Origin of the sequence: Flectobacillus rivi (assembly GCF_030056655.1) — a bacterium.
GTDB classification, from domain to species: Bacteria; Bacteroidota; Bacteroidia; order Cytophagales; family Spirosomataceae; genus Flectobacillus; species Flectobacillus rivi.
The window spans coordinates 67,725-91,540 of sequence record NZ_JASHIE010000013.1; the positions used below are offsets into that span (position 1 = coordinate 67,725).

At 38.2% G+C, this 23,816-nt stretch carries 16 protein-coding genes; 8 read left to right on the forward strand and 8 right to left on the reverse strand.

Annotated elements, in window-relative coordinates:
* Window positions 1-128: 128 nt before the first annotated feature.
* The 7 genes from QM481_RS18140 to QM481_RS18170 form a co-directional block, all read right to left on the reverse strand.
* Complete coding sequence (locus tag QM481_RS18140) at window positions 129-2,600, reverse strand: glycoside hydrolase family 95 protein (protein ID WP_283382775.1); 2,472 nt, start codon at window positions 2,598-2,600, stop codon at window positions 129-131.
* A gap of 250 nt (window positions 2,601-2,850) precedes the next feature.
* A complete protein-coding gene (locus tag QM481_RS18145; RefSeq protein ID WP_283382776.1) occupies window positions 2,851-3,468 on the reverse strand; it encodes a GNAT family N-acetyltransferase in 618 nt (205 codons plus the stop codon).
* A 12-nt stretch (window positions 3,469-3,480) separates the two neighbouring features.
* On the reverse strand, window positions 3,481-3,636 hold the full coding sequence (locus tag QM481_RS18150; protein ID WP_283382777.1) for a hypothetical protein: 156 nt from the start codon (window positions 3,634-3,636) through the stop codon (window positions 3,481-3,483).
* 234 nt (window positions 3,637-3,870) lie between these two features.
* Window positions 3,871-5,547: a RagB/SusD family nutrient uptake outer membrane protein gene (locus tag QM481_RS18155; RefSeq protein ID WP_283382778.1), complete on the reverse strand. Its 1,677-nt coding sequence runs from the start codon at window positions 5,545-5,547 to the stop codon at window positions 3,871-3,873.
* Between the two features lie 35 nt (window positions 5,548-5,582).
* Window positions 5,583-8,873, reverse strand: coding sequence for a TonB-dependent receptor (locus QM481_RS18160; protein WP_283382779.1), 3,291 nt, complete (start codon window positions 8,871-8,873; stop codon window positions 5,583-5,585).
* A 195-nt stretch (window positions 8,874-9,068) separates the two neighbouring features.
* Window positions 9,069-10,181 (reverse strand): FecR family protein, encoded by a 1,113-nt coding sequence (locus QM481_RS18165; RefSeq protein ID WP_283382780.1) that lies wholly within the window; start codon window positions 10,179-10,181, stop codon window positions 9,069-9,071.
* 198 nt (window positions 10,182-10,379) lie between these two features.
* Window positions 10,380-10,967, reverse strand: a complete 588-nt coding sequence (locus tag QM481_RS18170; protein WP_283382781.1) for an RNA polymerase sigma factor — start codon at window positions 10,965-10,967, stop codon at window positions 10,380-10,382.
* Window positions 10,968-11,408: 441 nt separating this feature from the next.
* On the opposite strand from QM481_RS18170, the gene QM481_RS18175 reads away from it, so the two are divergent.
* The 8 genes from QM481_RS18175 (at window position 11,409) to QM481_RS18210 (ending at window position 20,278) form a co-directional block, all read left to right on the forward strand.
* Entirely contained in the window at window positions 11,409-12,410 is a 1,002-nt protein-coding gene (locus QM481_RS18175; RefSeq protein WP_283382782.1) for a pectinesterase family protein, read from the forward strand.
* A 128-nt stretch (window positions 12,411-12,538) separates the two neighbouring features.
* Window positions 12,539-14,182 carry a glycoside hydrolase family 43 protein gene (locus QM481_RS18180; RefSeq protein ID WP_283382783.1) on the forward strand — a complete coding sequence of 548 codons (1,644 nt, stop codon included), beginning with the start codon at window positions 12,539-12,541 and terminating at the stop codon, window positions 14,180-14,182.
* A 120-nt stretch (window positions 14,183-14,302) separates the two neighbouring features.
* The gene (locus tag QM481_RS18185; protein WP_283382784.1) at window positions 14,303-15,496 is read left to right on the forward strand and encodes a glycoside hydrolase family 88/105 protein; all 1,194 of its coding nucleotides are present in this window, start codon (window positions 14,303-14,305) and stop codon (window positions 15,494-15,496) included.
* A gap of 27 nt (window positions 15,497-15,523) precedes the next feature.
* Window positions 15,524-16,501 (forward strand): alpha/beta hydrolase, encoded by a 978-nt coding sequence (locus QM481_RS18190; RefSeq protein WP_283382785.1) that lies wholly within the window; start codon window positions 15,524-15,526, stop codon window positions 16,499-16,501.
* 20 nt (window positions 16,502-16,521) lie between these two features.
* Window positions 16,522-17,442: an alpha/beta hydrolase gene (locus QM481_RS18195; RefSeq protein WP_283382786.1), complete on the forward strand. Its 921-nt coding sequence runs from the start codon at window positions 16,522-16,524 to the stop codon at window positions 17,440-17,442.
* Window positions 17,443-17,584: 142 nt separating this feature from the next.
* A complete protein-coding gene (locus QM481_RS18200) occupies window positions 17,585-18,169 on the forward strand; it encodes a Crp/Fnr family transcriptional regulator (protein WP_283370624.1) in 585 nt (194 codons plus the stop codon).
* A 460-nt stretch (window positions 18,170-18,629) separates the two neighbouring features.
* A complete protein-coding gene (locus tag QM481_RS18205) occupies window positions 18,630-19,565 on the forward strand; it encodes a ring-cleaving dioxygenase (protein ID WP_283382787.1) in 936 nt (311 codons plus the stop codon).
* A gap of 80 nt (window positions 19,566-19,645) precedes the next feature.
* Entirely contained in the window at window positions 19,646-20,278 is a 633-nt protein-coding gene (locus QM481_RS18210) for an alpha/beta hydrolase (RefSeq protein ID WP_283382788.1), read from the forward strand.
* 89 nt (window positions 20,279-20,367) lie between these two features.
* Here the strand turns inward: QM481_RS18210 and QM481_RS18215 are convergent, their stop codons facing one another.
* Window positions 20,368-23,745 (reverse strand): glycosyl hydrolase, encoded by a 3,378-nt coding sequence (locus tag QM481_RS18215; protein ID WP_283382789.1) that lies wholly within the window; start codon window positions 23,743-23,745, stop codon window positions 20,368-20,370.
* Window positions 23,746-23,816: the final 71 nt, after the last annotated feature.

The following is a 23,816-nucleotide window of genomic DNA, read 5'->3' on the forward strand; positions in this document are numbered from 1 at the left end:
AGTTGAACAAAAACCCAGAAGCCATTTGTCGGCTAGGTGACAAAGAGGAAATGAATTTGAGAATAGTTAAAATAAAAAAGGAGATGATTGCGGTAATCATCTCCTTGCATAAATTATATTTTAATCTTTTAAAAATTCAGCACATAAGTTTTACCTGCCTGCGTGCTTAAATCCCATAATTGTGTTGCCTTCAAAACAGACGGATTTATCTTAGCATTAGGGTTTACCAATGGCGTGGCCACTTTTTCCACCTGATAAAATGGATTTTGATTTTCGCCTTGTGCTTGTTTCAGAGCAGTATTGTTTGGTTTTGTCTCTGAGTCTAATCTCAAACGACAATTGCCTCCCAATTGAGAGTGAATGACTAATTTCGTTACTTTTTGGTTTTTCCAAGAAATATCAACGGTGAATCCCCCTCTTGCTTTTAAGCCTTTGATACTACCATCTTTCCATTCACTTGGTAAAGCTGGTAATACTTCAATACTGCCATCATGATTTTGTAAAAGCATTTCGGCTACGCCAGCAGTACAACCAAAATTTCCATCAATTTGGAAGGGTGGGTGTGCGTCAAATAAATTCGGATAGGTACCACCACCTTGTCCGCTTTGTACTTTTGGAGAAACAAGCGTCAACTGATTTTTAATCAAAGTATAAGCATGATTTCCATCTTTCATTCTTGCCCAAAAATTCACTTTCCAACCCATACTCCAGCCTGTTGAAATATCGCCACGAGAAATAAGGGTCTGATTCGCTGCCGAAAACAACTCTGGATTGCGATAAGGAGAAATTTGATTGGCAGGATATAAGCCATATAAATGTGAAATATGACGATGTTTGTCGTCAGGTCTATCCCAGTCTTTAATCCACTCTTGTAACTGACCAAATTGTCCAACTTGCATTGGCGGAATTTGCTTACGTATATTATCTAAGGTATCTGCAAACATTTGATCTTGTTTTAAAGCCTTACTAGCCTGTATGGTATGCGTCAATAGCTCAAAAACAATCTGATTGTCCATTGTTGTGCCATAGCTCAAACCTGCACTACCACCGATAGGGTCTTTGTACGTATTTTCTGGGCTCATCGATGGACTGACTACCAACCAACCATGTTCTGGCTCTTTTTGCATGGCATCTACATAAAAGGTTGATGCTCCTTTGAGAATGGGATATATTTCTTGCAAAAACTTTTTGTCACCTGTATATAAATAATGCTCCCACAAATGACGACTCAGCCAAGCACCACCCATTGGCCACATGCCATAAAAACCTCCATCGACAGGTCCTGTAATACGCCAAATATCCGTATTATGATGTGCCATCCAACCACGAGCATTGTAAAGCTTTTTCGCACTTTCTTGACCAGTCACGGCTAACTCCTTTAACATCTTGAACAAGGGCTCACCTAATTCGGATAAATTGGTTGGTTCGCTTGGCCAATAATTCATTTCGGTATTGATATTAATAGTGTATTTGCTGTCCCAAGCGGGTTTGACACGGTCATTCCATTTGCCTTGTAAGTTGGTAGGCTGCCCATTGGGTTGTGAACCAGCAATCATCAAATATCTGCCAAATTGGAAATAAAGGGCAATAAACTCAGGGTCAAACTGCGAATTGAATTGCTGTAAACGCTCATCGGTAGGTAAATTGACTGAACTACTTTTTCCTAAATCTAGAGAAACACGATTAAAATATTGCTGATAATTTTTAATATGCTCTTGGAGTAAATGAGAAAAGCTCTTCTTCAAACCTTTATTCAAAAAGCTCATTGCATTTGCGTGCGCATCAGCAGAAAGGTCTCTATAGTTTTTAAAATTAGTACCAATGCTAATATAAATGGTAGCTTCGGTAGCGTCGTTGATGACAATACTTGAATCGTTGGTACTTACCTTACCATCTTTTGAGAGGACTTTTACATCCACTTCATAATTGATTTTGGAAGCTAAATTTTCTTGCGCAGCTGGTGTGCCTGTTAGGGTTAATAGTCCATTTTTTACATAAATATGTTTTTCTTGGTGAGCAGAATTGATGCCAACCGAAAAATTAAGCGCTTTTGCTTTGCTCGCTTCACATTTTACCGCAATCACATTGTCTCCTAATGTGGCTATTGCTGTTCTCTTATATTTAACGCCATCGATCTCATAGCTTACTGTAGAAGTAGCCTTACTGATATTGAGGTCACGATAATAATTTTGTGGATTATCATGCCCTTTGAAACGAAGATATACATCACCAGAAGGCTGATAACTCATACCATTTTGAGGTGCAACCATCTTCTGTTTGGATAGCTCCTGTGCCTCAGCGTACTTTTTCTCAAAAAGGAGTTTTCTCAATAAAGGGATTGTTGCTCCTTGACTTTCAACCACATTATTATGAGGCTGTCCAGACCAAACCGTTTCTTCATTGAGTTGGAGGTGTTCGACTGCAGGATTCCCAAATACCATGGCAGCAAGTCTCCCATTCCCAATTGGTAGCGCTTCATTCCACGAAGAGGCAGGTTTTTTGTACCAAAGTTTGTAATCTTGTTGAGGACTTTGTGAAAAAGCTAATAAGCTAGATGTACTTAAAAAAAGAGCTTTGACGGCTATTGTTTTTAAATTCATAATTGGATTGTTTAGAAGTAAATGATAGTACTAGATGCTAGATTTTGGTGTTTAAAAAAAGTCATTAATACCATCTTACACATAAGTAATATTTTACGTAATTGTACTCATAGAAAAGTAAGGAGAATGAAAGATAAGTCTTTCGCTCTCCCCAATAGTATGGTGTTGCTAAATGATTTTGTATTTGTTTTTTAGGGAAATACCTGAAGTAAAAAGCGAATGTTATTACTAAATTTTGGTAGGAAAATTGTTAAGCCTCCGTTTGAGCCAAGACTATCAAATCAAAGTATAAAAGACGAGTAGTTAACCCTCTTTCTTCAGACATATTTGTATATTCTTTTTCTTGCTCTTCAGTACTAAAAAGCTCAATGAAGCCATTTCTTTTATAATACTTAAGTGGTAAAGTATCATTGTAAGAATCAACAATGATAAATCGGCAACCTGTTTTATTCGCTTTGTCAATAAACCATGATTTTATGAAATCCATTAGTTGGTCTCCAATAGATTTTTCCTCCCCTTCAATTTTTCGAAAATTTTTATTCACTCCTAGACGCCCAATTAATACAGCAGGGTAACTTTTCATTTGTTTTTGTCTAGGAATATCAGCGTTGATTTTCTTTTTTCTAGAATTTGGAAGGGTATAAGTTTTTATACTATCGTTTGAAATAGTGAAAGCTGTAACTATCTGACGTTCATCATCATCAAAAGTGAAGCAATAACTTTTACCAAGTAGTTCTGAGGTGTAATTCAGTGCATCGTTGGCAAAAAAATCATTTAGGTCATTATTACCACAATCAAAAGGGTCACAATTTTCTATGATGGTAGTATCATACGTTTTTAACGTACATCTTTCATATAAGAAGCTCAATTTTATAGGTATTTAGATTTTAGCTTTTGCTAAAATTTTTGTAGAAATAGCGATTTGCTTAGAAAACTTGATAGAAGATTTTTGAGCAATAGAAGCTTCAGCCGCACTATTAAATTTAAGCGCAGCTTCTTCTTTCAATACTGGGACTGTTTTAATTGCAATTGCCATATAAAAATATTCTGATAAGTTATAAATACTAAATTAAGGCTATTTTTATAAAAACACAAATGTTACCCTTTTGTGTTCCAAGCCTGACGCCTAATACTAATACGTGTTAAAGTAGAATTGTGAGTTACAAATTTTATCAGATAACAACTCCATTTATAAATCAATAGAGGTTTTAATTAAATAAAACTGATAATCAATTGATTACATTCGTAACTCACAATTCTACCTTATTCCTTAATTATACCCTGGGTTTTGCAAAAACTCATTTTTGTTCTGCAATACATCTATTTCCACACGAGGAATAGGGCGTAAAGTATGGTACGCTTTGATGTTTGGTGCAGCAAAAGGATTGTATTTGGTCGCACGTTCGATGAGTTTGCCTGTACGTTTTAGGTCAAACCAACGAAGTTGTTCTCCAACAAATTCTCTGGCTCTTTCGTCAAGAATAAAATCTAGGGTCATATCACTTGCTTTTACTTGCATAGCGGCTGCTTGTCCCGGAAGTGCTGCTCTTGAACGAACAACATTGACATAACTGGCAGCTTTTGCATTATCACCAAGTTTCATACTTGCTTCTGCTGCAATTAAATACATTTCGGATAACCTAAATACAAAAGCATCACGCTTACTGTTAATTACATCTCTTGCCGAACGAGTTGGATCTGCAAATTTGATAAGTGCAGGGAAGTGCCAGCGGGGAATCGTAGGTAAGCCATCTGCTTGGTAAATATCGTTTACATCATAAATCACATAAGGTTTTGATTTACGGTATTCAGCACTTACTGGCGTTTTTGATATTACTACAGATGTGTCGCCAAGTTTCATTCCCGAAGCAAGAGAAGTAGGGTCATTGGCATACCACACCATACGGAATGAGCCTGCCCAGCGAGCATCTTTTGTTTCATCAAATATATTCAATAGGTACTTTGAAGGCATATATTGCACTAATGGGCGCCCTGTTTCTACATCATAAGTCCAACCTTTATCTCCACCAAAATACGGCAAGTACAATACGTGAGCATGATTTCCGCCTTCCCATAACCAATAATATCCTAAGTCATCATAACGACCATAGTCATTGAGGTTGTTGTTTTCCGAATAATTTACAAACCATACTACTTCAGAGTTTTTGCTCCCATCGCTGTTGCTGATATTCCAAAGGGCTTTGTAGTCGCTCATGAGCTTATAACTATAATTGTTAATCACTCGGTCGGCCATTGTTAAGGCTTCGGTGTTTTTGTCACGTGTCAAATACAAACGTGCCAAAAGTGCTGCTACTGCTGGTTCGGTAATACGCCCTCCCTGTGGAGTTACCACTCCTTTCAACTGAGTTAGAGCAGTTTCTAAATCACTGAAAATCAATTTATAAATATCATCTTTTGAGTTTCTGAGTGCCGTTGTTTCTGGCGCTGTCGTCGATTTAGTACGAAGCGGAATGTCTCCAAATGTCTCTGTCAAGTGATAGTAATAAAAAGCTCTAAGAAAACGGATTTCACCCTCACGAACGGCTTTCTGACTAGCTGAAAGAGGCGATGTCGGAAGATATTCCAGCGCTGTATTACAAGCATTGATACCTCTATAAAAGCTTTTCCAAACAAATAAAAAGCCCGTTTCTGTTGCTTGTAAAGTGGAACTATAATCATGGAAATAGGTATAACCTGTAAATCCGCCCGGAAGCATTTCGTCTGTTCCTGCTTCGGTCAAAAGGTGACCAATTACTTTTCCATACCAAATACGTGTTGGGGCGTAGCATGAATTAACGAGCCCTTCCATTCCTTCGGCAGTTTTGTAAAATTGGTCTGAAGTAACCGTATTTTTATTGGTTTCTTCCAAAAAATCAGAGCAGGAATTGAGCCCTAATGTTCCTGTCAAACCGATTGAAGCTATTATATATCTAAAAATCTTTTTCATAATGAATCATGTTTGAAGTTTTACCAAGTACTTTCTTAAAAACTAGCATTTAAACCAAATACCAATTGTTTGGTAAGCGGAAAGTCGACCGAACCACCTCGCTCAGGGTCATAGTTTGCTATCTTGCTGAAAGTGAAGAAGTTTTTGGCTGTCGAATAAATGGTGACATTGCTTAATGGCGTCTTTTTCAACAAAGATTTTGGTAAATTATAACTCAAACGAATATCCTTGATTTTCCAGAATGACCCATCAATGTATTTGAGCGTAGAGATATACTGGTCCGTGCGATTCAAATATGGTTGTGGATATGAGTTAGTTGGATTGCTTGGTGTCCAATAGTCCACTACGGCAGTAGTACCTCCTGGATAGTAATAACCCAAGTAATCACTGGCAATGGTTTGCCCAACACGTGCATATACCAATACTGACAAGGATAAATCTCCATAAGTAAAATAGTTAGTAATTCCGCCCGACCATTTTGGTGAAGCTTGCCCCAATACTACACGGTCATCACTAGCAGTAATTTTACCATCTCCATTTTGATCTTTTACTTTGATTTCGCCAGGAGTTTTTCCATATTTTGCGGCTTCGTCTTTTTCTGAAGTTTGCCAAATACCTGCTTTTTCATAATCGTAAAATACTCTCAATGGCTTACCAACAAACCATGCTTTGGCTACGTCATCTCCACCTACACTTAATTGAACAATTTCTTCTTTGAAAGTGGCGAAATTGAGGTCTGTTGACCAGCTAAATTTCTTTGTATGAACATTATGCGTTGAAATAACTACATCCAAACCACGAGTTTTAGTTTTACCCACGTTCGCAACCGTTGTGCTGTATCCTGTCAAACTTGGTAGAATTCTATCCATCAACAAATCACTGGTGTTGGTGGTATAGTAGTCGATGGTACCTGTAATTCTGTTTTTCAAAATACCAAAGTCTAATCCAAAGTTAAGGGTAGCTGTTTTTTCCCATCCCAAATCTTGATTTGCTAGTAATTTCGGCCAGTATCCAAAGGCAGGATTTTCATCAAACGAAAAAGCTACTCGACTCAAGCCACCTTGTGTTTGATATGGTGAAATAGCGCTATTGCCCGAAACTCCATAACTTGCTCTCACTTTGAACTCAGAAAGTGTATTCTGAATATTGCTATTAGCCAAGAAAGACTCAGCCAAAGGACGCCATGCTAAAGCTAAGGAAGGGAAAGATGCCCACTTTTTGCCGGGAGCCAATACCGAAGCACCATCAAAACGAACTGAACCAGTTACAAAATAACGGTCTTTGAACTTGTAATTGATACGTCCAAAAAATGAAGCTAATGAGCTTTCTGTCAGACTACTATTGGTAATGATGTCGCGAGTATTGGTACCTAAATTATAAAATAGAGCAGACGAGAAAGGTTGGTCTTTACCTTCGGCAGAAAAGTTTACGGTACGATAACTAATCATACTCGTTCCGACCATGGTATTGAGCGTATGGTCTTTGAAAGTTTTGTTATAATTCAATACATTTTCCCAAGTCCAATTACGATTGCGTTGGTCTATTAATGCCGAACGAGAGTAGCCACTATTGACACCAGCCAAGGTGGTATTTTTTCCTTCAAAGATACCTTGTTGACTATTAAACATATCTACGTTGAAACTAGAACGCAACGACAAATCTTTTAAAATATTCCAATCAGCGTAACCCAACATAAATATTCGGCTGCTACTGGTTTCGTTATTATAGTTGGCAGGATCTTCGTCTAGTAAAGGATTATAAGTCAGATTGCCCGGGAAAGGATATGTTTTGATAGACCCATCTGCCTCGTAGGGCTCGCCCAGTGGAGAGTTTTTGATTAGATTCCAAAAACTGGTATTTCTACGTTGTTGCGTTGAGCTATTGAAGTTTAACACCATTCCCACTTTCAAGTTGTTAAAAATCTGATGGTCAAGGTTTAAGTGTTGGACAAAACGCTTGAGCTCATCATATTTTAATAAACCTCTTTCATCGAAAAACTCAGAAGATAATCTGAATTTGGTCTTTTCATTGCCTCCCGAAATAGCCAAATGGTTGTTTTGAACACTACCATTATGTAACATCAAATCTGCCCAATTGGTATTGACGCCTTTTTGAATATTGGGCAATAGTACATTGAAAATCTTGGCATCGTCTGCTGTACTACTCCACTGACCAGCGGCACGATATGCCTCACGTTGCATTGATACAAATTGCTGTGAATTAGTTACTTGCTGATAATCTGATAACAAATTAAGACCATAGTAGTTGTTAAACTCAACTTTAGTTTTGCCAGCCTTTCCATTTTTTGTGGTAATCAAAATAACACCATTGGCACCTCTCGAACCATAAATAGCTGTTGAAGAGGCATCTTTTAACACCTCGATTGATGCCACGTCGTTCGGGTTGATGTCGATATAAGAACCATATTGGACACCATCAACCAAAATCAAAGGCTGGTTGGAAGCATTCAAAGAGCGATTACCACGAATCGAAAAGTTCAAAGATGCACCACTTTCGCCACTGCTACGAGTCAAATCCATCCCTGCGACTTTTCCTTGAAGGGTCTCAAGTACGTTAGTAACGGGAGTTGAGGTAATTTGTGTTTCTTTGATTGAAACAACAGAACCCGTCAAGTCTCGTTTTTGTACTTGACCATAACCAACTACTACAACTTCGTCGAGGGCATTATTTTCCGGCTGAAGCTGTACATTGATAATAGTCTGTTCGCCTACAAGTTTTTCCGTAGATTTATATCCTACAAAACTATAAACCAATGAATTAGTTTTTTTAGGAACTGCAATTTTATAAAAACCTTTATCGTCAGAAGTTGTACCAGTTCGAGTACCTTTAATAATGATGTTTACGCCTGCTAGAGCGCTACCACTTTCGTCGGTAATCTTCCCCGAAACAGAAATATCAGCGGGTATCATTTCCTCAACTACTTGCGTTGTTTCTTCAATGGGTTCGGCGACATCCAACACGATTTGTCTGCCCGAAATCTCATACTTGATTTGCAAAGGCAGCAATAATTTATTCAATACTTGTCCTAAAGTAGTATTGTTGAGTGCCACTGAAACTTTGCGTTCGCTGTTGATTATACGTGAGCTATATACAAAGCGTACATCGCTATTTTTTTCAATGGTATGCAAGATTTCTTTTATGCTTTGATTACTAGCCTTGATAGATAAAGGCTGACGCAGCACTTCTTGTCCCTTGCTCGGTAAAGCAAGCGAAAGGTTGAAAAATGCTGCCATCAAGCAAAGCTGGTAAAAGGTTAGTTTCATGATTTGCCAAACAAAATGATAATTCTGTTGAATTTTTTTCATAACTTTAGATTGTTAAAATTTGGACGATTTTGACAAAAGAATAGCTGCAATCCCTGCAAGGATTGGTGGCTAAAGGGTCGATAAATTGCACTTTATCGGCTCTTTTTTTTGAGATAAAAAACAGGACGTAATCGACTGTATCACATAGGCACTAAGGATTTTGAGTTAAATAGATTTTCTTTCATAGCATTTGTTTTATTCACATCCAGCACCAGATACTACCACTTTCCCCTCCGACAGGACGTAGTTAGCTCTTACTGCTTTACAAATAAGGTGTAGCTTTTGATTTAAAGGTTCGTCGGTCAATGACGCTGTGACAGGGCAATTGCCCATCAAATGCTCATTGTACTCAACTTTTAAGTGATAAACCTGTTCAATTCGAGCGAAAACGTCTTTCAAGGGAGTTTCATTAAATTCAAATGAAATATGCTCAATCGACTGAGAAGTGTTTGGACTAACAGTCTCTGAAAACGGCTTTGGAGCTTGGACGGCGCCAATATTATTTTCTTCGACGACGACCCTTTCGCCTGGTGAAAGTACCAATCCTTCTAACTTTTTGGTTTGAGCTTGTTGGGTCTCCTCTTGACTATTGGCTAAAAAGACAGCAACTCGCCCAGTTTTGACATTTACTGTTACGGTAGGAGCATCTGCAACGGCTCGTATCGTAAAGCTTGTGCCTAATACTTTGGTAATAACTTGATTGGCGTGAACAAAAAATGGCTTAGTAGCATCTTTTGCTACTTCAAAAAAGGCTTCGCCCGTCAAATAAACTTCCCGTTTATCTCCTTCAAAAGATTCAGGATACGAGATGCGTGCTCCCTTTTTTAACATAATTGAACTACCATCAGGAAGACTTACTACTTTTTGTTCTTCGTTTAGGTTCAATGATTCAATAATTTCGTATTTCTTTTTGGCCATATTTACTTGTGCCAAATAGGTATTTTCAGATACTGTTCGAGTATTTTGCCACCACAAGCCTATTCCTATGGCTAATGAGGCTGCCACTGCTACCCATGCCCAGTTTTGACGGAAACGCCCCCAAATAGAAGGAGTTTCATATTGCGCAATTTGTTCGAAAATAGCACTTTTCAACTCCACCATCTCATCATCTGAAAAGTCAGAATCAGCCATTTGGTTTGTTAAAAGCACAATTTGTCGAGCTATTTCAATATCTTTTCTTTTAAAGGGATAGGTTTCGAGCCAATTTTGCCAAAAGTTTTCTGCTGCCAAATCGGTAGCATTAACCCACTGGATAAAATACTGATCCTGAGCTAATTCTTCGGGCGTATATGATACATAATTGTTCACATCAACATTAGTTTGGTTGTTAATAGGGAAATTTAAACGTGGCAAAGGCACAAAATGATTGAAGAAATAGTATCAAAACACTTTGTGAATTTGTGTCATTATCACAGCTCACTGTTTGAAAGTATTATCCCTTTACAAATACAGAGAAGCGTTTTGAATTTTACTACCACAAGAAATGTAATTTTTTTTTGATTTTTTTTAATCAAAGATGAAAAACAACACTATCGAGATTAAATAAGACAATTGTTGACGTAGTTTGGTCAAGGCTTTTTGAAGGATATTTGCTACAGTTTGCTCCTTGATTTCTAATAAGTTAGCAATTTCTCTGAGCTTAAGATTAGAGTAGTATTTGAGCGTAATGATTTCTCTTTCTCGTTCTGAAAGAATTTTTAAAGATTTTTCAATTTGTGCTTCTTGAAAACTTTCCGATTCGATTCTACACAATAGCATTTCTGGGGATAATTCATCAGCTTCAAAGTCCATAGGATACCATTGAGCTTCTGTATTTTCCTGATTATCTCTTCTAAGAAGTTTGGTCGTGGCTCTCCGTACACAACGATAGAGGTAAAATTTTACCTGAACGTCTTCATTCAAATTGCTTCGATACAACCACAAATCTACAAAGACATCTTGCACAGCATCTTTTGCCAAAGCTCTATCTAGCGAAATTTTATAAGCATAGCTAACTAACTCTTTACCAAGGGCATCAAACAGCTTCTCAAAGGCTTTTCTATCTCCTTTGATAATCTTTTGCCAAAGCTGCAAGTATGCGAATTCATCGAGCATGAATGAAAAATTTGAATTAGAAAGGTACAATATTAACTTAGATTTATCTTAAAAGTAAGGCAATTTAAAAATATACTTATAGAAAAACATACATTTTGATAAAAATTAAACCGATTGCATTTTTAAATCAATAGGTCAAACGTTTGGCAACGTTGCCGGCAACGATTGCGTAAAAAAATCAAAAACATTATTTGTGTGCACCAAACTTATATCTGAATTTCGAACCGTAAACCTATTTATAATTACAAAAAAACTTGTAATTCTTCCATAGCATTTTCTATTTCTCCGAAAAAATAGAGGTACGCATTAGGTCAATTTGTATTCCTCAAAATTCTAATTAATCAGATGATTATGTGTGGGTTATTTATAGCCTATTCAAAGAATAAAATATCATTTCCAGCTAGTTGAGATGGAATTATGTATTTAATATTTTCCTAAAAAATGAAAAAAAGTCTTATTTCAATGTTATTGTTTTTTTTGAGTTTATCGGTGGCGATAGCTCAAAAGACTACGACTTATCCGACCAAATTTACGGTTGCCTTAGACGGTTCGGGTGACTTCAAAAGTATCCAAGAGGCGATTATGGCTTTTCGAGATCATTCGCAACAACGAGTTATCCTATTTATTAAAAATGGTACTTATCACGAAAAAGTGACGATTCCAGCCAATAAACCCAACCTACATCTTATCGGTGAAAGTCGCGAAGGGGTGGTAATTACCAATGGTGACTATTCTGGCAAAACCTATTCTAATGGGCAAAAAGATGCTGTAGGCAAAACGCAGTTTAGCACCTATAATTCGTACACACTTTTGGTTGATGCGCCTGACATTATTCTTGAAAACCTCACGATAGTTAACAGTGCTGGAAGAGTAGGGCAGGCAGTAGCGTTGCATGTGGAAGGAGATAGGTTTGTTTGTAAAAATTGTACTCTCTTGGGAAATCAAGACACGCTTTATGCTGCCAGAGAGGGCACTCGTCAATACTATGTCAATTGTCAAATTGAAGGGACTACCGATTATTTGTTTGGCAAAGCTATTGTTGTTTTTCAGTCATGTATCCTAAAAAGTCTTTCAGACTCTTACATCACGGCAGCAGCGACGCCTGATTACCAGCCTTATGGATTTGTATTTTTTGACTGTAAACTTACGGCTGACTCCACTGCCAAGAAGGTATTTCTAGGTCGTCCGTGGCGACCAGCTTGTAAAACAGTTTTTATTCGTACTGAAATGGGTAGTCATATTTTGCCTATTGGTTGGAATAATTGGGGGAATTCAGCAAATGAAAAAACGGTATTATATGCCGAATATCAATCTACGGGCGAAGGTGCAAACCCTACCAAAAGAGCTACTTGGAGTCGTCAGTTGAGTAAAAAAGAACTACGTAGTTATACATTGGAAAAGATTTTTGGTACAAAAGAACAAATTACAAACTGGTGGAACTGAGGTGAGTGATGATTTTGAAGTGGTGAGTTTGGGGTGTTTGACTACTGTGTGATTACAGTTGAACTCTGTTATAAAGCCACTAATTCATAACTCTTAAGACTTTACATTTTCCTCATAATTAGACATTTATGAAATCATTTGGCAAATTATTAACTCTCTGTGCATTAGGGTTTTCATTAGGTACATTGGCACAAAATAGCCCAACAATTTCTAAAGTTTGGGTTTCAGATTTGGGTAATGGACAGTACAAAAATCCTGTCCTCGATGCCGACTATTCTGATCCAGATGCTTGTCGTGTGGGTAATGATTTTTATATGATAGCATCCAGTTTCGATGCAGTTCCTGGTTTACCTATTCTACATTCAAAAGACTTGGTAAACTGGACTATCATTGGTCATGCGCTAAAGCGTCAACCTCCTTTTGAACATTTTTCAAAAACTCAACATGGCAATGGCGTTTGGGCACCTGCGATTCGCTATCATGCTGGGGAGTTTTGGATTTATTATCCTGATCCTGATTTTGGTATTTATTTGACCAAAGCTAAAAATCCTACTGGTCCTTGGTCTGAACCTATTTTGGTGGAAGAAGGCAAAGGATTAATAGACCCTTGTCCTCTTTGGGATACAGACGGACAAGTTTATCTGGTTCATGGTTGGGCTGGTAGTCGTGCAGGAATTAAAAGCGTCTTGACTATCAAGAAGATGAATACCGAAGGAACCAAAGTTGTTGACGAAGGCAAAATCGTTTTTGATGGTCATGAAACTGACCCGACGGTAGAAGGACCAAAGTTTTATAAGCGTAACGGCTATTACTACATTTTTGCCCCTGCTGGAGGCGTTTCTACTGGATGGCAATTGGTGCTTCGTTCCAAAAATGTATATGGTCCTTACGAAAGAAAAGTAGTCATGAATCAAGGAAACAGCCCTGTCAATGGTCCTCATCAAGGAGCGTGGGTAGATACACCAACGGGAGAAGATTGGTTTTTACATTTTCAAGACAAAGACGTATATGGCCGAGTGATACATTTGCAACCCATGAAGTGGGTAAATGATTGGCCAGTGATCGGTAACGACCCAGACGGAGATGGTATTGGCGAACCTGTGATGACTTATCGTAAACCGAATGTTGGTAAATCCTATCCTATTGCAACGCCTGCCGAATCGGATGAGTTTAATGGAAATATGCTTGGCTTGCAATGGCAATGGCAAGCAAATCCGAAAGGAATTTGGCATAGTATTACCAATACAGGAAGTCTTCGATTGTATTCTCAGAAGGTACCTGAAAATGCTAAAAATAATTGGGAAGTGCCAAATTTACTGCTCCAGAAATTCCCTACCGAACAATTTACGGCAACTACAAAATTGGTGTTTAGTCCTAATCAAAAACTTGAAAATGAAAAGGTTGGACTGATTGTTTTAGGGAAAAGCTATGCCCATATAGGACTTAAAAGCAAAGGTAAAGAGGGGGTGGTATTGATTTATGGCGAATCTCAAAAAGCCTCAGATGGCAAACCAGAAATTGAAACGGTTATCGAAACCCCTATTCCTGCAAATACACCTGTATATCTGAGAGTGAAGGTATTGGACAAGGCTCGTTGCCAATTTAGTTATAGTCTTGACGGTCAAAGTTTCAAGAATTTTGGCGAGCCATTTCAGGCTGTTGTAGGTCATTGGATAGGTGCCAAAATTGGTTTATTCTGTACCCGCACTTCACAAATTAACGACTCTGGCTATGCTGATGTCGATTGGTTTAGAATAGAGGCATTACCTTAATAGCTATTAAACTTTGAAACAAGGCACAAAGGAGCAAAGGCACAAAGTGTTGCGACAGTTTTTTATTAATTCCTCCCTTTGTGCCTGTTTAACTTTTGCCTTTGTCCCTCTTGAACAACTATGCAACGAAGAACACTATTACAGATGGCCTTGGCGTATTCTGGTACATCGCTTTTGTATCCAGCCTTGGCAAACGATAAATCAAAAATACGTTGGTCGGTACGAATGGCCGATTCTGATATAAAACGAAATCCTGAGGCTTGGATGTTAGACTTTGCCAAAAAGCCTTTTTGGGGCTATTGTCAAGGATTAGTTTGTCTTTCACTACAAAAACTTTGGGAATACAATGGCGATACCAAGTACTATGAATATGTCAAAAAATATGCTGATGATTTGATTTTAGCAGATGGTACTATTACCACTTACGATAAAGAAAAGTATAATATTGATGCTGTAAACTCAGGAAAAATCTTGTTCGCCATTTATGAAAAGACAAAGGAAGCGAAGTATAAAAAAGCATTAGACACTTTACGAGATCAAATGCGTTCGCATCCTCGAACCACTGAAGGAGGTTTTTGGCACAAAAAACACTATCCACATCAAATGTGGCTTGATGGACTTTATATGGCAACACCTTTTCTGGCTCAATATGCCAAAGTTTTTCAAGAACCTACGCTTTTTGATGATGTTGCCAAGCAAATTCTACTGATTGATCAACACAATAAGAATCAAGTCACAGGTTTGTATAGCCATGGTTGGGATGAAAGTAAACAAGAAAAATGGGCTGATAAAGAAACAGGCAAATCTGCTCATACATGGGGGCGTGGTATGGGATGGTATGCCATGACCTTGGTAGATACATTAGAGTTTTTTCCCAAAAACCACCCTCAGTATAAAGCTATTTTAGACATAACTCATCAAGTAGCTAAGACTTTACAAAAATATCAAGACACTTCAACGGGACTTTGGTATCAGGTGATGGACGTAGGAGCAAAGGATGGCAATTACGTAGAAGCATCGGCTTCTACGATGTTTGTCTATACTCTCATGAAAGGAATACGTTTGGGAGTGATTGACAAAAAGTATTTAACCACAGCTCAAAAAGGCTACCAAGGTATTCTGAAACATTTTATTAAAGAACAACCCGATGGAGGAATTACCATTGCCGAGACTTGCGCAGGAGCTGGTTTAGGAGGCAATCCCTATCGCGATGGAACTTATGAATATTACTGTAAAGAAGCCAAAAGAGACAACGATCCTAAAGCTGTTGGTCCATTTATTCTATTAGCTATTGAGTTCGATAAAAGAAGTTAGTACGAATTGACTATAAAACATAATGCAATGAAAATCAAATTATTACTCATATTTCTATTGGTATTTTCTGGTAAAATGTCAATAGCACAATACAAGCCAATTCCAAGAGATACTACTTATAATGTCAAGAAAGTTCATAGCCAAATCAAGAGAGATTACCCCTATGCAATTCCAGTACCCGACCAAACACCAGCAAATGTGACTGAGGCAAGGGACTTGATTTATGCACATTTACCACAAACTCCTTTTGGTCCAAGAGACTTACATCTGGATATTTTTAGACCCAAAAAGAAAGGAAAATACCCTGCGCTATTGATGATTCATGGTGGGGGATGGCGTTCTGGAGAAAAATCGATGCAAGTTCCTTTGGCACAATTAATTGCCAATAAAGGATTTGTGACGATTCCTGTTGAATACCAATTATCGCTCGAAGCACCTTACCCTGCGGCTGTCCACAATATCAAAGCCGCTATTCGTTGGGTAAAAGCTCATGCGCAAGAATTTGATATTGACACTACCAAAATGGCGATTTCAGGTTGTTCGGCTGGTGGACATTTGGCATCATTGGTAGGGTTGACAGGTGGTGTACCTCGATTTGAAGGCACAATGGGAAATCATTTAGGGGTATCAACCAAACTTCAGGCAATCGTAGATATTGATGGTGTAATTAATTTTTTGGCGCCATCGTCCCTCAATCTTGAGCGCAAAAGTGATTCTCCAGACGCAGCTTGGCTGGGCGGTGTATTTTCAGAAAAACCTTTAGTTTGGAAAGAGGCATCACCTGCTTACTGGATTACTGAAAAGTCTGTTCCGATGTTGTTCTTGAATAGTGGCTATTCTCGTTTTCATGCAGGGCAAGATGAGCTTATCGGTCAGTATAAAGAGTGGGGTATTTACCAAGAAGTTCATCAGTTCAATGTGAAGGTACATCCATTTTGGTTATTTCATCCTTGGGCCGACGAGTCAGCTCAATATATGGCTGATTTCTTGAAAAAAGTACTTTAATATTTCTAATTTTTGTTCTGATGAAAATCTCAAAAGCGCTACTATGTTTATTTCTCTGTTGGGCATCAAACCAAACGTTATTAGCTCAAGAGTTTATTCCTTTATGGGAAAAAGGTAAAATGCCCAATTCCAAAGGCTTAAGTATCAAAGACAGCATCGCTAATGAACGGGTATATCGTGTTGGTACTCCAGGGATATATGCCTTTTTTCCATCAAACCAAGAAAATAAAGGTGCCGCTGTCGTGATTTGTCCCGGAGGTGGATATGAGCGTTTGGCTTATATTATCTCAGGGTTTCAGTTGGCAAAATGGTTTAATACCATGGGAGTTTCGGCTTTTGTGCTCAATTACCGCTTACCTAATAGTCCCGATTTAATCAACCGAGAGATTGGACCTTTGCAAGATGCCCAGCGAGCCATCAAATACATTCGTAGTAACGCTAGCAAATGGGGAATCAAACCCGATAAAGTAGGTATTCAGGGCTCGTCGGCAGGAGGACATTTGGCTAGTCTGGCAGGAGTAAGTACAAAAGATATTGCTTCGGTTGGCGATTCGCTCGACAAATTTTCAGCACATCCCGACTTTATGATTCTGGTTTCACCCGTCGTGGATTTGGATAAATATGCCCATAAAGGCAGTAGAAAAAACCTTTTAGGAGAAAATCCCTCGCAGGAATTAGTAAAACAATACTCAATTCAGCATCAGGTAACGCCAAAGGCTTGTCCAGCTTTCATTGTTTGTGCTTTTAATGACAACGCCGTTGATGCACATAATAGCTTGATGCTGTATCAGTCTCTTTTAGAAAACAAGGTTAGTAGCGCATTACATATTTTTCCACAAGGCGCACATGCCATTGCACTAAGAAATAACCCTGGTTCGGCAGAAATATGGACAGAAATCTGTGAAAAATGGCTTTCTGAAATAGGAATTCTGGTGCGATAATTCTTGGCTTAAGTAAGCCACAAAATTCTTTTATGCGTTTTTAGGCGGATTTATCCGCCTTTTTTTATTTCAAAAATCTTTAAGATGTATTTTTGTATATTACTTAACTTATCTCTTCAAGCCATATTGATCCAAAACTTTTATGAAAGATATATTTAAAGAATACTTACAAAAGTATATTCCCATTACCGATGAACAATTCGACCAGCTTTCTTCAGAATTGACTATCAAACACGTCAAGAAAAATACGATTCTCATCGAGCAAGATACCATTGATGATTCTACATTTTTTGTTTGTAATGGCTTGATTCGTGCTTATACCATCGACCATCAGGGCAAAGAGCATGCGATCTTTTTTGCGCCAGAACATTGGTGGGTCAACGATAAGAATAGTTTTTACTTTTGTGAACCTTCCCTATTCTATGTAGAAACCTTAGAAGACACAGACTTGGTACAGATTTCTCGAAAATTCTATGATAAAGCTGCCATTTTGATTCCAGAGTTTGCTCCTTGGCAAACTAAGATTTTGCACAATTCCATCAGATTTATGCAAAAGCGCATCAATCTACTACTAGCAGCACAAGCCGAAACTCGCTATTTGGATTTTATCAAAATGTATCCTAACCTCGTTCACCGTATTCCACAAACGATGATTGCGTCTTATTTAGGCATCACACCCGAGTCCCTCAGCCGTGTCCGAAAAGTATTGGCAACTAAGGGAATTTGAAAATTTGGTGATTTGAAGATTTGAAAATGAATCATTGAACTAGTAATAGGTATTCTATAGCCACGAAAAAGAGCGCCGTAGGTGCGAAAGAATAACAATTATATTGAAATCTTTCGCACCTACGGCGCTCTAAATTTTATTTCCATATTTATTCTACCAAACTGTCGCTCCTACGGAGCTTTTATCACTGATAATAATAAAAATCTGTTGTGAAAACATATTCAAATTCATCGTCTACGATAATTTTCAGTAGACATTTACTTTGCCTCTGTAACTTAAATTTTGAGGGCAACCTATTTTAGGCAAGGATAAAGGACAACTCCAAACTCATCACTCCAAACTCAAAACTCTTAAGATTCCCCTCTTCTCTCATTACTTATCATACATCAATGCACAGCCCTGAATAAGCTAGTAATTTTGACTCATCAAACAACAACAATTACTAAACGACTTATTCATTATGGAATCATACATCAAAGGCATGCACCATGTAACAGCTATCGCAGGTGATGCAAAACGCAATCTTCATTTTTACACAGAAGTATTAGGATTACGTCTTATCAAAAAGACTGTCAACTTCGATGACCCTCATACTTATCATTTTTACTTTGCCAATGCTAACGCAGATTTAGGCTCAGTATTGACATTCTTCCCTTGGGGAGATCGAGTAAAAAGAGGTCTTAAAGGAGCAGGTATGGCGACAGAAGTAAGCTATTCTGTACCAAAAGGAAGTTTAGATTTTTGGGTAAAAAGATTGGACGACAACAATGTCTTTTACAGCAAACCTACTGTAAAATTCGGTGAAAGATATATCGCTTTTCTTGACCCAGATGGTTTGAAAATAGAATTGATTGAAACAGATATTCCTCAAGGTACTTTGCCAGAAGTGTATGGTGTAAAACCTGAATATGCACTTAATAGCATTTATGCTGTAACGCTTACACTCAACAATATAGCGCCAACCGCTTCTATTTTGGCAGATGTTTTTGGTTATGAATTGGAGAAAAAAGAAGGTAATCGCACACGTTACACCATGACAAAAGATGGCTTGACTTCTAAAGTTGACTTGGTTGAATTACCAAACGAATCGAGAGGTATAGTGGCTGGCGGTATCGTCCACCACGTAGCTTTCAGAGTAAGTAACGATATTGATTTAATGAAAATGCGTGAAAAAATCGTAGCCTTAGGCTTGAATATCACCGAGCAAATAGATCGCCAATATTTCCACTCTTTGTATTTCAGAGAACCAGGAGGTGTTTTATTCGAAATAGCAACTGATAACCCAGGTTTTGATATCGATGAAGATGAATCAGAATTAGGACAGCATTTGATGTTGCCTTCAAGATATGAAGCTCAACGTGAACGTATCGAAAAAGCCTTGCCAGTATTAGCGTAAGGATTTGGACTATGGGCTTTTGAGCAAAGGGTTTTGCAGAAAAGCCCATAGTTTATTCTAACATTTAAACACGATTTACCATGGACTTTCAACCATTAAAATATATTCTTGAGTTGTCAAAAAAAACTAATGCTCCCGTGCTTGTCCTCTTGCACGGAACGGGTGGCGACGAACAAGACTTAATACCTTTAGCAAAAGATATAACCACAAATTTCCACTTATTGAGTTTAAGAGGAAATGTAAATGAAGGTGGTATGCCTCGCTTTTTCAGAAGAATCAGAATGGGCGTTTTTGATGAAAAAGATTTGGCTTTTCGTAGTGACGAAATGAAGGTGTTTATAGAAAAAGTCTTGCAAGAAAACCATTTAGAAAATGCCAAGATTGTCGCTTTAGGCTATTCAAATGGTGCCAATATTGCAGGAGCAACACTCCTAAAATATCCAAACTTTTTGGCTGGAGCTATCTTGTTTAGACCTATGTTGCCTTTTCAAGCACCAGAGTTAAGAGAAAAAGCACAGCAAGTCCCAGTATTTTTCTCGAATGGGAAAAACGACCCAACTGTTCCGCCCAAGGATACCACAACTTATCTGGAAATCTTAAAAGAACAAGGCTTTGAAGTGGAACATCATGCTTTGCCAACTAGCCATAATTTGACATACAATGATGTTGAACTTGCTAAAGTATGGTTAGAAAAGTATTTCCCCATCAACTAGATAGCAAAATTTTAGGCGTTGCAATGCAACGCCTAAATCTAACTATCCCCAAATTAATTTAATGAATTTTTTGTCTATTTGAATCTCTTTTACTTTTCTGAAAGAATAACAACAGGACCTAGAAGTCCAGCTTTTTCTAAAGGTCTACCCTCTAATCTGAATGGCGCCGTGGTAAAAGTTACACGCTGATTTTGTGGTAAACGATTATCGCCAATCAGTCGGTTATGCCACGTATTACTTACCTCAATTTCGACAGTATTTTTCCCCTTCACCAATGCCTTCGATATATCAACTCTAAATGGTGCTGTCCAAGCGACTCCACAATCTTTTCCGTTGAGTTTTACAGAAGCAATATTAGCAACCTCACCTAAATCTAACCAATAGGAGGCAGAATTGTTTCCATCCCAATCAAAGCTTTTGGTATAAGTGGCTGTCCCTGAGTAATATTTAATAAGTGAATCGCTACTTACACTCCAATCTGTCAACGTATTAAATAGCTGAGTCGTACTAGGACCTCCTTTTTCTTTTTCAAAATTTACCTGCCACGAACCTTCAAGAATTTGTATTTTTTGTACATCTCCAACAGGTTTTGTTGTTGTCAGTAATTTTTTGCTACCAATCATAAAAACAGAACCATTGGCAGGTAAGGTAAAAGTCAAGGTGCTAATTCCATTTCGCTTTTTCGCTTCTAAAGTATTCCAAGTATCTGTCACAGGATTATAGCTTTGAACAAATGGCATTTCCATACGCAAGTGATAAGTCAGCGTTCTTGCTGTATTGTACTGATTGGCAATGAAATAGATTTCTTTATCAACCTCTTTGCGATGTGTCCAAGCAATATCTGTCGCATATTTCCCTGAAGATTCCACTACTTCTACATCTCGTTTGATATCTAATCCTTGCAAATCTTCTGGAATTATAGGTGACAGAATGACTTTACCTTTTCCTAGTTTTTTTACCTGAAAACCATCATTTTCTTGAAAGTTGCCTCCCCAAATCTGTTCGATTAATGAAGGTAAATTGGGAGAATTACTTTTACTCAAACTCACTGCTGGTCTTTCGCTGATTACTACATTTGCTCCTGCTTGAATCAATTGAAGCAATTTTTGTAAAGTAGCCTCTGAAGTAGCATTCGTATTTGGACTCAATTTTAACGCTCTTGGCAATACCAATAATGCATAGCTATTCCCATCAGAGAAACTCACTTTTCCATTGATTACTTTGGCACTTTTTAAAGCATCAGGGCTAAATGAGTCGTAAGCATACCCTCGCAGTGGATTGACCCACTGATCGGCATCGGCCATATTAGCAGAATTACCCACTCCCGCAGGCATCTGACGCATAGGTTGACCTTCATTGGCAAGACGCTTTTGTTCTTGAGCTACTTTTTCCGAACCGAATAAGCCAGTCAAAGTACCCACTAATCTATCTGGTAATACTGAGCGTCTTGGTAAATCATCACTAGTAAATACGGCTATATCTGCTACGGGTTTACCTTGTTGCAATAATTCCTGACAACGAGTAGCATAATCTACCCAAGCTTTTGCGGGCTTCCACCATGTTTGATTTCGTTGAAAATACAAGCCAACACCATCTAAAGTCATCCCTGGCTGTTTGTCAATCCATGGATTATGAGAAAAGACATGATACACTAATTTGTTGATTCCTAGCGCATAATTTCTATCCTGTAGTGTTTTTAACATGGCAGGGTGTTCATTCCAAGCCATACGAACTGTCGTAAAACCCTCTGCCTGAATGATGTTTTTTCCGTAAATATGGGCTGCTGAAATAGCATCCAACATATCGTTGGGCTTATCGTGAGTGGGACTATTGAGCCAAAATTCGCCCATCGGAATATCTACCAACTTGTAATGTACCAGTCCGTCGCTCATCATGGTTGGTGCAATACTTTCTGCGGTGAAAATCAAGCCTTTTTCGGTAGTGATTTTGCGTAAGGTTCCATAAAATTTTTCCAAAACCAAATCCACAATCGTTTGACGAATGTCAAATAAAACTTGTTCGGATACACGACGACTTTGTACGGGAGTTCCAGTATAAACCAACAAATAAGGCATTAAAGAATAGTCACGACGCTTTGAAAATTCTTGAGCAAAATTCTTTGACCAATTTTGACTCCCGCATTCCCAACTATCTACGTGGAAATATCGTAAAACCTCCTTGCTCAACACTGGTCCAATTTGCTTTTGAGCTTCTCCAAACCAGTTATCAAACTGTATTTTTACGGCTTCTTCACTGAATTTATCACATTCAAGTCCCTTTCCCGCCCCAGCAGTTGCATTGGTATGTCCCGTAGAAGTATGTCCAATTCTTACAATCGTCCAAAGACCTTTGGGTGCCTTCCACGTAAGATTTCCATCCTTATCAACAAAGCGACTGATATCAATAATCTTATTACTCGGAACACACAGATTATCAGCCAACTGTTCAGAGGAACTTTGTTTACTCATTCGCCAAATTTCACCTGTTTTACTTTCGTATTGATGAATTTGAGGTTTGGCAAAAAGTTGAAGTTCCAATAATTTCAAAGAAGGTTTCCATTTGGCAGCATCCAAGTCTTCTGCGCCAGGTTCTGAGCCATTTTTATCATAAACAAAACGAAAATATTTTGCTGTGGTAGTGGGTATCGCATGTGTTACATCCGTGTCGGTATCTTGCCATCCATGTCGAGGGGGCTCTAATTGGGTAACTTTTCTAAAATTAATCCCATCATTGCTTACCTCAACAGCCAAACGATGCGCCTGATAAGTATTACCACCTGTTCGAATATAGATAGAGCGACAAGTGAAAGGCTTGTCAAAGGCATATTGAAACCACGCTTTTGTATCTGTTTTAAAACTCTCTTTATTGCCAACTTTAATTAATTGCTGTCCAGAAATATTGGGCAAACTACTTGTTATTGAGGGCTTAACAGATAATGTAGAAAGTGTATCTTCTGCCAAACGTGGATACGCCAACACAGCAATATCTTCATAATAGTTTTCCTTAGTAGGAGGTAAAGGCAATTTTTGTTGAATTATTTTTCCCCCTGATACATGCACAGAGGCAGATACCACTTTTTGCATAGATTGCTCAGGACGAATCCACGGACCACCTGCCAAAGCAAATCCATCGCTAACGTGCATACCCATTTGCAAGCCTAATCGCTTGGCTTCGGACATCGAAAAACGAACCATTTCCCACCACTCAGGCGTGAGCTGTTGTACCGCAGGTGTATATACAGGTGGATTCGCAGGACCTTTGATGGGCATGAGATAGGCTCCGCCAATACCAACCTCCTTCATTGCTTCAAGATCGGCGGTTATACCAGCTTTCGAAACGCCACCTTGCATCCAATACCAAAATACCCATGGTTTGGCATTTTGTGAAGGAATGACTTGATAAGAGCTTTGTGCCGTAGTTTTGAAAAAAACAAAACCTAATACTATCAGAATAAGCCTTTTAAACATATATTTTTTGATGATAATCTAAAGGTTAGTGGGCAAAATTGAATTCGTTTTACCCGCTTTAAGCCTAATGC